Annotated in this window: 10 protein-coding genes; all 10 read right to left on the bottom strand. The window is 40.8% G+C overall.

The genetic code is table 11. The features are described 5' to 3' along the window. Positions 1–24: 24 nt before the first annotated feature. Positions 25–606, bottom strand: coding sequence for an O-methyltransferase (locus BVH04_RS24405; RefSeq protein ID WP_086544074.1), 582 nt, complete (start codon positions 604–606; stop codon positions 25–27). A gap of 77 nt (positions 607–683) precedes the next feature. After that, positions 684–1385: an SIMPL domain-containing protein gene (locus BVH04_RS24410; protein WP_086544075.1), complete on the bottom strand. Its 702-nt coding sequence runs from the start codon at positions 1383–1385 to the stop codon at positions 684–686. A gap of 143 nt (positions 1386–1528) precedes the next feature. After that, positions 1529–2500 (bottom strand): Kelch repeat-containing protein, encoded by a 972-nt coding sequence (locus BVH04_RS24415; RefSeq protein ID WP_086544076.1) that lies wholly within the window; start codon positions 2498–2500, stop codon positions 1529–1531. A gap of 345 nt (positions 2501–2845) precedes the next feature. Then, positions 2846–2989 carry a hypothetical protein gene (locus BVH04_RS25655; protein ID WP_169714512.1) on the bottom strand — a complete coding sequence of 48 codons (144 nt, stop codon included), beginning with the start codon at positions 2987–2989 and terminating at the stop codon, positions 2846–2848. 265 nt (positions 2990–3254) lie between these two features. Next, positions 3255–4103, bottom strand: a complete 849-nt coding sequence (locus tag BVH04_RS24420) for a prephenate dehydrogenase (RefSeq protein WP_086544077.1) — start codon at positions 4101–4103, stop codon at positions 3255–3257. A gap of 422 nt (positions 4104–4525) precedes the next feature. Continuing rightward, positions 4526–5671 carry a pyridoxal phosphate-dependent aminotransferase gene (locus BVH04_RS24425; protein WP_086544078.1) on the bottom strand — a complete coding sequence of 382 codons (1146 nt, stop codon included), beginning with the start codon at positions 5669–5671 and terminating at the stop codon, positions 4526–4528. A gap of 188 nt (positions 5672–5859) precedes the next feature. After that, entirely contained in the window at positions 5860–6684 is an 825-nt protein-coding gene (locus BVH04_RS24430) for a prephenate dehydratase (protein ID WP_086544079.1), read from the bottom strand. Between the two features lie 3 nt (positions 6685–6687). Beyond that, on the bottom strand, positions 6688–7929 hold the full coding sequence (locus BVH04_RS24435; protein ID WP_086544080.1) for a 3-phosphoshikimate 1-carboxyvinyltransferase: 1242 nt from the start codon (positions 7927–7929) through the stop codon (positions 6688–6690). A gap of 12 nt (positions 7930–7941) precedes the next feature. Beyond that, on the bottom strand, positions 7942–8985 hold the full coding sequence (gene aroB, locus BVH04_RS24440) for a 3-dehydroquinate synthase (protein WP_086544081.1): 1044 nt from the start codon (positions 8983–8985) through the stop codon (positions 7942–7944). A 269-nt stretch (positions 8986–9254) separates the two neighbouring features. After that, positions 9255–10352 (bottom strand): chorismate mutase, encoded by a 1098-nt coding sequence (locus BVH04_RS24445; protein ID WP_086544082.1) that lies wholly within the window; start codon positions 10350–10352, stop codon positions 9255–9257. Positions 10353–10871 lie beyond the last annotated feature (519 nt).

Consider the following 10871-nt stretch of genomic DNA (forward strand, 5'->3'; position numbering starts at 1 on the left):
GCATACATACAGATCGGATATTATCTACTTGATTTTTGTCATCAAAATAATACCTGTTGACCAGTTCATTTTTGTGAGACAAAAGTCTTTCTTTACTTCCAATACTTTGATAAGATTTTTTGCTTTTTCAGCATGACCTGTTGGCCAATTCGGCTGCTCATCCATATCGTCGATGACATACAAGCCGCCAACCTTTAGTAGTGCGAGTGTTTCATATAACTCACTGTATTTCCCTGGCCAAGCATCAGCAAATATCAAATCAAATTTATCCCCAGAATAATTTTTAATCCACTCAGCTCCATCCTGACAAAGAATGGTTACTCGCGAATCAAGCTTAAAAAGTTGGCTCACTATTCCAGTAAGTTTCGGGTCGTTATCTATTGAAATAATATTCCCACAATCTTCCATCCCATCTACCATCCAGGATAGCGATAGGCCGATTCCAGTTCCGAGCTCTAGGAAGTTACCGCTGGGTTTACTGGCTACCAATGTTTTTAACAGTGTCCCAATGTAAAGATCTGAAGGCATGGTAAAGCCTATTTTCTCACATTCATCTTCAATAGTACCATGCATCCTAGGTTTGTTTCTAATATCTGATTCATTCATTAGATAAAAATAGATGGAGTTTTTAGAGTTGCTTATTCTTAAAAAGTTACGAAAAGGCCGCTTTCGCGGCCTTAGTTTTAGTAAGTGTATTTTATATAAACTCGCTTCTGAATACTTTGGTCATCAGGATTAAGTAGTGGTGGTGCTTCAGCTGTATCTGCGCTTGTTCTCATCATTTCCATTTTTGCGTAAGCATAAGTTACTGGCTGAGACTCTAGAGACACTCTATGAACCCGGATAGATTTTATACCTAAGGTCTGGGCGATAAGCATGGCTCTGCTCTCTGCGTCCTTCAAAGCTGCTGTAAGCAATTCGTTTTCTAAAGATTTCTTTGTGGCTTCAGAAATCTGGAAATTCAAATTGAAACTCATGTCACCTGCGTTCTGAATGGATTCAACAATTTTTTGCAAATCCTCATTTTTGCTACTGGTCATTATGCGCAGCGACTGACGGGCAACGTAGCCAGAATCACGCTGCTCCCCACTTCTGTAGATTCGATTTACATCAACAGAGTAGTTGTCAGCGATTAACTTGTAATCTTTAATTTTTGCTTTTTTCAAAGCATTAGCCAGTAGTTCGGTTTTTTTGTTTAGCACTTGAACAGCATCGGTGACTTTCATTGCTTTTTCTTCCAAATTAATCTGGAAAGAGGCTTCATCAGGAGCTATCTTTCGCTCACTAAATCCTTCCACTTCAATCAATGGAACAGTCATGTTATCCTGTGCGAATACAGGAACTGCCAAAAACAAGGCAACTAGAATAGTTAAATAATTTTTCATGTGAGTTTAGTTAGTTCTTTTAATACCTATTCAAAAGGAAAGCCAGTTATGAGAAAAGGCGGATTCAGTTAAGAGAAATTATGTAAAAGGAAACTTCAATGATCAATACTCAATTTTCAAATTCAAGATTATCCTCTTAAACATCATTTCCACTCCAAAACCTCCATTGTATTGAGTTCAGGCCCGCCACCTCGTTTCGCACTTCCTGCAGCGACATAGAGTTTACCTTTATAGTATATCACACCAGTACCATGTCTGCCCTGATTTAACTCAGGCAGATTTGTCCATGTACCTGTTCTCGTATTCAAAATTTCGACTTCTGCATGGGAACTTTCTTGTACTGTGCTTTCACCATTCATTACGAGTAAGTACGGTCCTTTTCCGATGGAGGAGGTGCCTCCCCTGGGAGTTGGCAAATCTGCTGCTACGGTGCTCCAGGAATTAGTTTTGAAATCGAAGAAGTCAACTTCTGGAATCACCAAGTCCAAGACTTTTCCTATTTCAGCATGAGAAGTTCTTCCTCCTGCTGCATAGACTTTGTCTTCTACCAGCACTGCGCCGAAGTGATCTCTCGGTCTTGGAGCATCAGGCAAGATGGTCCACTTGCCAGTTTTAGTGTCATATTCATCAAACCAAGGCACAAAATCTGCATAATGACCATCTACAATTCCGCAAACCAAGTAGATTTTGTCACCACGCTGTACGACTCCTGCAGAACCTCTGCGTCTCTCTTCAGGGATTTCCGCACCTTCCCGCCAAGTGTTTGTTTTTGGGTTGAAAATCAGGAAATGCGTCAAAGGAGTCTCATGAGGATACCCACCAGTCAATGCTCCGATCACGTAGATTTCATTCTTGAATGAGATGGCCTGAAAGTGATGAAATTCCATGGGTGCCATCGCCAAAGTCTTCCAGGTATTGGTTTTGAGATCGTATTCCTCGATAGGTTTTATCCCGCGTCCACCAAGGAGGTAAAACTTTCCATTGTTTTCTACAAATGAGTTTTCATGTCTGGGTAGAGGATAATTGGCAGTTTCTACAGCAGTCCACTGGTTGGTGGATTGGGAAAATGCGACCATAGAAAATAGCAGAAGAGCTAGTGCGAAAAAATATTTCATAGAATTAGGTTTTATTGGGATGAAAATAATGAGTCGTTTAGTGTAAATAATCACCTCAATGAGTAATCTTGAGGGTTTTGATGCGAATGTATGATAGCGAAAATGATTATTTGGTTCTTAGAGCTTTCAAATAGGCAATGGATATGAAAAGGAAATTGATTGAGTGTTATTGTCCGTACTTCATTGTATTTTATCTGAAACCTTCAGGCAATTGAGCGATACGTTTCTTGGCTTCACGTATACGAAACAAAAATTGCTTTGCTAGCTTTGGATTGATTTCGCTATAATAGCCAACAGCCTTTAAAATGTCAGTTTTGACTTTAGGCCTATTGACAAAGCTGACTTTCATAAATCTCGATCGATATCCTCAGTTGTTTTGTCAAAATCACCGACGTTGTCAGGATCATTGTAATAATCAGATAGTCGTTCGTCAATATTTTTTTTTTGCCATGAAACTAACTCAGTTGAATTATCGCTTTCTTCCTTCAATTCTGAATATTTTGCCTTTAGAGATTACCATTCCTTGATTGGAATTATGACTCCAGTAGTTTTACCATCCTTGTCTTGGATATATTGAAGTGCCATTTTTTTGATCTTTATAAATCTAATTCAGTATTAAGATACTGAGATTAACGATTGAAAGTTAAAAATCAGTTCACCAATTTAATTTTCAGTAGGTTATCTATTTCCAGATAAAAATATACGCCATTTGACTCCTGCAAATGACGTGCGTAGACCGAAATCCGAAATCAACTTATTTTTCCAAATCCAGAATATCCCGAATCTTATTGATTTCTGTCATATCATTAGACAAAGCTTGGCCATCGTTGGCTGCAATCTTATCGCGGAATTCCGTCAAATTAGAAATGTACCCATTCAATGCTGACAAGATGTTATCCTTGTTTTCGGTGAAAATAGGCGCCCACATCGCTGGACTTGACTTGGCCAAACGTACGGTTGAGGCAAATCCCGATCCTGCCATATCGAAGATGTTTTTCTCATCCTCCATTTTCTGCAAGACAGTTTTACCCAGCATAAAAGACGAAATATGCGAAAGGTGAGACACAAAGGCCAAGTGACGATCATGTTCCTCAGGATCCATAAATCTCAACTTTAGGTTAAGTGCATCGAAAAGCTCGTAAGCCTTCTCTTTCAGCTGCAAATCAGTCTTTTCGAGATCGCAAATAATCATCACCTTACGATCCAAAAGTCCCATCAAAGCTGCTTTGGGCCCAGAATATTCAGTTCCTGCAATAGGGTGAGCTGCCAAGTATTGCTTTCTTTTAGGATGGTCTGCTACCAAAGCGCAAAGTTTGGCTTTCGTAGATCCCACATCAAACACCAAGGTATTTTCCCCCATCTGATCCAGAGTTTTCAAAAGCAAATCACCCAAAGTGTCTGCAGGCGTAGCTAAAATGATAATATCTGTGTCCGCGTCTGGTGAGTCTTTGGCTTCCTGAATAATCCCAAGATTCAAAGCATCCTGCAAGTTCTTCTCATCAGAGTCAGTTCCTGTAATCAAAATTTCAGGGAATTTATCCTTTGCGGCTAAGCCAAAAGAGCCTCCTAGAAGTCCCAAGCCAATAATATGTAATTTGTTCATGTCTAATTATTTAAATTGTATATCCGCTTTCCCACTTATATCAGTTCAAAGCATTTTAGGACTTAGTAAACCTGGGTTTTCCTCCACTTCGGTCACCCGTCTTCGGCCAGCCTCGTTTGGCTGATCTTCCGTCCAAGAAGCAAATAAATCAAGGCTACTGACATCATTCTGAATAACGGATCATAAATAGACTGAATTTTAGACGATTTGATATCCGTTAGCTTACGAAGTCAACTTTTTGAAAGTAGGGGGAATTGCTGATAATAATATTATTTAATGTGATTATACGGAATCTTGAAAGTAGAAAATTTATAGGATCAAAAATTCAAAAACACCTTGAATTCTGGTTTACTTCGGTCTTCGGTCATCCAACCCATTGATCAAAGAGAATTCGCTTACTGGCAGAATAGCGTACATACAGATTATTTGATACGGTTTATTGCTTCCAGGATTTTAAACTCAGGCATGCAAAGCGAAAAACGCACATAGTTTTCCCCTTCCGAACCAAAGATTTTTCCTGGAGTGATAAATATATTTCTTTCGTAAAGAAGCTCGTCCACAACTTGATCAGCAGATTTTCCATCAGGCACTTTGCACCAGATAAATAGACCGGCGGCTTTGGTGTCATAGGTCAAGTGAAGTTTATCAGCCAGCTTCCAGACTAACTTTCTGCGACTTTGATATGTGCTTTCAATATCAGAAAACCAACTTTCGCCTAAGTTCAAGGCTGCAATTGCTCCTTTTTGAATTCCCAAAAACATCCCTGAATCCATGTTGCTTTTTACCTTCAATACTTTGGCTATCCAATCCTCCCTACCTACAAGCATCCCCACTCGCCAGCCCGGCATATTGAAAGCCTTGCTCAGGGAATTAAGCTCCATCGCAACATCTTTAGCTCCGGGAATTGACAAAATACTGATCGGCTCCTTTGTAAGGATATGACTGTAAGGATTGTCATGGAGTAACACGATCTCATGCTTTTTGGCGAAAGCCACCAATTCCTGCAAAATAGCTTTGCTCCCCGGAGCGCCAGTTGGCATATGCGGATAATTGATCCACATGAGTTTTACTTTACTCAAGTCCTGATTTTCCAGTTCCTCTAGATTTGGTCTGCCTGCTGTTGCCAAGTCAATGGAGTAATAAATTGGCTGTGCACCCAGCAAATTGGTGACAGAAGTATAGGTAGGATAGCCAGGATTTGGGATCAAAACTTCATCTCCGGGATTCAAGAACGTCATGCTTAGATGCATAATCCCTTCTTTGGACCCCATCATTGGAAGTATCTCCTTAGTTGGGTTTAGGCTAACTCCATATTCTCTGGAATAGAAATTTGCGATAGAAGTTCTCAGCTCAGGGATACCCTGATAGTTTTGATAACCATGAGCCTGAGGATTGTCTGCGGTACTTTTTAGAGCATCAATTACCTTCTTGTCCGGTGCCAAATCCGGACTGCCAATTCCCAGGTTGATGACAGGTTTTCCTTCGGCAATCATCTGATTTACCTCACGGAGTTTTGCGGAAAAGTAATATTCCTCTACGCTGCTTACTCGATCTGCAAAGCCCTTCATGTATTTATTCTTGTGTTTATATTTTTATCTCTTTTCTAATGCTAAAAGGAAAAGAGCTTCATAGGATTGGTTAATTCCGATGGTTATCGGGAGGTTTCGGCTACTTGGGTTATCTGTCATCCATCATCGGTCATCCGTTCACCAAAACAGGGAAAATCAGTGTTGTTGTATGATGGCAAATAAATATCTCATTTTCTACTTATGTATTCTCCAAAAATTTTCACTTCACCAAAGCTAGCTCGAATTTCCTCAATTGTCTTTGAGAAAATGGCATGATCTTCAAAAACCAAGTCGATGAAAAACGCATATTCCCAAGGTTTTTCGATTACTGGAATCGACTGGATTTTGCTCAAATCAATCCCTACTTCTGAGATCAAAGTCAGCAATTTGGCCAGTCCGCCTTTTTGGTTTTGAATGGTAACTTTTATTGATGCTTTATTGACTGAAACTGCTGGTCTTACAGATTCCTTTTGAAGGATTATGAAACGGGTAAAATTGCTTTTCACCGTCTGAATATCGGGAGCGATGATCTCCATACCATAGATTCCAGCAGCAATACTTGAAGCAATTGCCGCAATACCTTTCCAATTTCCTTCAGCAATATCACGCGCCACTGAAGCGGTGTCTGTGTCTTCTTTGAGTTGGATATGAGGATGCTGCACAAAAAAAGCCTTGCACTGCAAAAGTGCCATAGGATGGGAACGAACTTCGGTAATGTCCTTAATTGACTGTCCCGGAAGCGCCATAAATTGATGACCGATAGGAAGGTAATATTCGTCTCGAATGCTCAATTCATAGCGGTCAATCAAATCATAATTTGGTAGAATAGCACCTGCAATCGAGTTCTCAATTGCCATCACGGCAAAGTCAGCTTCGCCATTTGCCACGGCTCTGGCTACAGGTTCGAAGGTGGTGAAATCCAGGATTTCTATAACTTCGCCGAAATTGCGTAGCGCAACTTGATGGTGAAAAGAGCCAGGAACGCCCTGAATGGCTATTTTTAGGGTACTCATAAATTAAGATTGGCTGACGATGGAAATCCCTGCAAGCTGGCAATGTTTCCAGAAACTTGGATAAGATTTATTCACCACAGAAGGATCTTCTATGCTTACGCGGGTTTTGGTGATCAACGGCATAAATGCCATCGCCATTCTATGATCTTCGTACGTGTGGATTTTCACTTCAACAGGCATGGTCACAGATGGAATCACCTGATACACTTCAGGTTCGATCTCCTTCAAATCGGCATTGAACTTTGCCAGTTCTTGCTGCAAGGCATAAATCCTATCAGTCTCCTTGATCTTCAAACTTTCCAATCCTGTGAAAGTCGCGTTCTGACCTAAGATTGCGCAAGTCACAGCGATCGTTTGAGCAAGGTCTGGACAATGAGTGAAGTCCCAGGATTTCAATCCTTTCATTGGCTGTTTTCTCAATAAAACGCCTCCGTCCTGAAAGGTGCTTTTCACTCCTAATTGACCCATTATTTCTACCACGGCGGAATCACCCTGAAGACTGTTTTCTTTCAAACCAGAAAGAAAAAGCTCGCCAGAATCTGCGCAAGCCAATAAGCTAAACCAGTATCCTGCTCCTGACCAATCACTTTCTACTGCGAAAGTGGTAGGCTGATAAGCTTGATGCGGAACTGAGATTTTATTGTCATTCCAAGTGAAATTGATTCCAAATTGTGACATCGAATCCAATGTCATTTCTATATAAGAACGAGAACCAACCTTGCCTTCCAATTCTATTTCCAATCCTTTTGGCAATAAAGGAGCGATCATTAACATCGCGGAAATATATTGGCTGGAAACATCCCCACGGATTTTCACCTTGTCGCTTTTCTGCTGAGGAAGTCCGTGAATCGCCATCGGTGGATAGCCTTCCACACCCAAATAATGAATTTCCGCTCCCACAGTTCTCAAGGCATCGACCAAAATCCCGATAGGACGCTCGCACATGCGTGCCGTTCCCGTCATGACCTTGTTTTGGTTGGTGATCGCAGCGTAGGCAGTCAAAAACCGCATCGTCGTCCCAGCATCCAACACATCGTAAAGTGGAGGGTTTTTCTTCAGCAAACTAATCATCGTCTGGGTATCACGCGCTTCGGCAAGATTGCTCAATTTGTTTTTTCCTTCTGTCAATGCATCAATAATGAGCACACGATTGGACTCGCTTTTGGAAGAAGGAAGTGGGATATGGGTGGTCGAAAAATCTGTTTTTTGAGCCAGATGAATGCTTTCTTTGGTGTCAGTAGTCAAAATAGGAGGTAATTAGGTCTGAGGTAAATTTTGGTAATAGTGGATTGCGTCCCGGATTTCGGCTCGGGTGACAGGAATATTGTAAGTGCAATCGCCGATAGAACTGAGCAAAGAAAACATCAGTTCTTTGCCTTCATTCTTTTTGTCCTGCAGGCAAAAATCGAGAACTGCCGGAAGGTCAGTTTCAAGGATTTCTACTTTGCCATACACTCTCAAAAATGCAGACTGAATTTGCTTCACTTCTGCCATCGAAAGGTCTAGTTTCTTATGTGAGAGCCAAGCCTCGCAAATCATGCCGACAGCAATAGCCTCTCCATGTAATAAATGTCTTGGTCCATCCAAAAAGTAAGTTTCAAAAGCATGACCGATCGTGTGCCCAAAATTCAAGATTTTGCGCAAGCCAGCTTCTTTTGGATCTTGGTTGACCACTGTTTTTTTGATCTCAACAGAATGATGGATGAGTGGTTTCCAATTGGATTGTTGCCAGTGCTCAAAATCCAGACTTTCGAAATATTTTTTGTCTCGAATCAAGCCATGCTTGATGATCTCGGCATAGCCAGATCTGAGTTCTTGTTCAGGTAAAGTCTTCAGGAATTCGGATGCTACAATGACTGTTTCGGGTTCGTTGAAAACACCCAGGTGATTTTTCAACCCTTCGAAATCCACTCCCAATTTTCCACCCACACTTGCATCCACCTGAGAAAGTAGGGTAGTGGGCATATTGATAAAGCGGATGCCTCTTTTGTATATGCTAGCGCAAAAACCGCCCATATCGCCCAAAACTCCTCCTCCAATATTTAGGAAAAGCGCTTTTCTGTCAAGTTGAGCTTCGGTCATCGCTGCCCAGATTGTCAGGCAGGTAGCGATAGTCTTGTTCTTTTCCCCAGAATCAATCGTCAGAAAAGTGCTGTTGGAAGGGAAAACTTCTTCAATTAAAGGGAGGCAATGCTCCTTGGTATTTTCATCTGTCAGAATAAAAAGACTTGAGAATTTGAGTTCGCCGAGCACAGCGGTCAAATCAACAGATGCGTTTTCAGAAAAGATAATTGAGTTCACGAAGACGGGAGTTTACTGAGACTAAAATTAGGATAAAAAAGTCTAAGGAGAGAGAAGTCCCTCCCCTCAGACTTGAATTAGCTCAGTGATTATATATTTACTTTTTCTGAATAGCTACTCCTTAAAACAAGAGTATGTTCTGAAATCTTGAGTTCTTCTATTCCTTTCATGTCTTCTGTAAGGCGACTTCGGTCATCGGTCTTCGGACTTCGGTCAAAACAGTCAAGAATCGAAAAGTTTAAGTTAGTACTGCTATTCAAATTTACTTTTTACTTCTTCACTGTATCAGCCGCTCTAAGCTGCTTTTCCTGGCGCTTTACAGACTCTTCGTGAATACAATAAAGCAACTCCTTCATGAATTTTTCGCTTAGATTTTTTGCAACACCCTTTTGAGTACGGCTTTCCATTACTTCTTTCCAGCGATCAGACTGAAATACGGAAAGGTGATGCTCTCTTTTGTGCGCACCGATCTGATCGATTACCGCGAATCTCTCCTGAAGGATATCCAACAATTGATCATCCATGTGGTCAACAGCTCTTCTCAAGTCGTTGAGACGCTCACTTGGTTGCTCAGATTCTAGAGGTCTCTTGAATTCAATCGCATCTAAGATCTCTTTCAAACGAGCTGGAGTTACCTGCTGCTTAGCATCAGACCAAGCTTTGTCTGGATCGTGATGCGTTTCGATCATCAATCCATCTAAACCGAAGTTCATCGCCTTCTGAGAGATTTCTAGAATTCCATCTCTTTTCCCTACGATGTGCGAAGGGTCATTGATTACTTCCATTCCAGTCCATACCCGCTTCAAGTGCATTGGCATAGACCAATTTGGCTTGTTTCTGTATCGCTTGTCGTAAGCATCAGAGAAACCTCTGTGAATAGCTGCCAATTTAGTAAGCCCAACTGCATGGAATCTTTCCAAAGCTCCAATCCAAAGATCAAGATCTGGATTCATTGGATTTTTCACCATCACCGGAATGTCAGTTCCTCTCAAAGCGTCAGCAATTTCTTGCACAGCGAATGGATTAACGGTAGTTCTTGCACCTACCCAGACAACGTCCACATTGTTTCTAAGGGCGATTTCAGCGTGAGCTGCATTTCCCACCTCCACCGTGATTGGGATATTCAGATGGTGACGAACGATTTCCATCCATTTCAGTCCTTCCTCACCTATTCCTTCAAAGCTTCCCGGTCTGGTTCTTGGCTTCCAGATTCCGGCACGGAACATAGAAGGGATTACATTGTTTTCCTTCATCTCGATACAAATCTGCTCGATTTGCTCTGGTGTCTCTGCGGAGCAAGGCCCTGCGATAATGGTTGGGCCTTTTAGTCCTAGGCCCCAATCTTTGATTTGCTTGTGTTCTTTCATAATACTGAGCTTTAAATGAAAAAAGCCCGACTCTTTCGAATCGGGCTTTGTATGTTGTATTTTCTTTTTAGTTTAAGCTAGGCAATACACAACTCCGATTCGATTTTGTCTTCGAAAATAAAAGTAAAAGAAGCTAAAATATTTGTCTGCTGTGTTTAACATGTGCCAAATGTAAAGTGGTGATTTTTAATATCAAAATTAATTATTTGCCTCCTGCATTATTTAATCTTCAATAATTCAGGCAATTCATTGCATTTTTCTAAATCTGAATAAATTTTCCACTTGTTTCGGAATTATATTTTGATTTCTGGTAAAATATATCTCTAAAAGTCTTTTAAATATTTTTTGGAATAATTTTAAAATGCCAGAAAAGGTATACGGAGAAAGGATATTGCTTTAGACAACACTCGGTATTCATTACAATAGCAGAATTTATCAGCTAATGATGCTTTTAGAGATAGCCTACAATCCAGTTTAATTTTGCGTGGGTTTAATAGCTAATATTAGAATTGCTTTAGT

The sequence above is a fragment of the Algoriphagus antarcticus genome (assembly GCF_002150685.1).
GTDB classification, from domain to species: Bacteria; Bacteroidota; Bacteroidia; order Cytophagales; family Cyclobacteriaceae; genus Algoriphagus; species Algoriphagus antarcticus.

What these genes read in the sequence shown, in the direction of transcription:
- BVH04_RS24405 (WP_086544074.1), bottom strand. Translation starts at nt 606, where the DNA reads ATGAATGAATCAGATATTAGAAACAAACCTAGGATGCATGGTACTATT.
- BVH04_RS24410 (WP_086544075.1), bottom strand. Translation starts at nt 1,385, where the DNA reads ATGAAAAATTATTTAACTATTCTAGTTGCCTTGTTTTTGGCAGTTCCT.
- BVH04_RS24415 (WP_086544076.1), bottom strand. Translation starts at nt 2,500, where the DNA reads ATGAAATATTTTTTCGCACTAGCTCTTCTGCTATTTTCTATGGTCGCA.
- BVH04_RS24420 (WP_086544077.1), bottom strand. Translation starts at nt 4,103, where the DNA reads ATGAACAAATTACATATTATTGGCTTGGGACTTCTAGGAGGCTCTTTT.
- BVH04_RS24425 (WP_086544078.1), bottom strand. Translation starts at nt 5,671, where the DNA reads ATGAAGGGCTTTGCAGATCGAGTAAGCAGCGTAGAGGAATATTACTTT.
- BVH04_RS24430 (WP_086544079.1), bottom strand. Translation starts at nt 6,684, where the DNA reads ATGAGTACCCTAAAAATAGCCATTCAGGGCGTTCCTGGCTCTTTTCAC.
- BVH04_RS24445 (WP_086544082.1), bottom strand. Translation starts at nt 10,352, where the DNA reads ATGAAAGAACACAAGCAAATCAAAGATTGGGGCCTAGGACTAAAAGGC.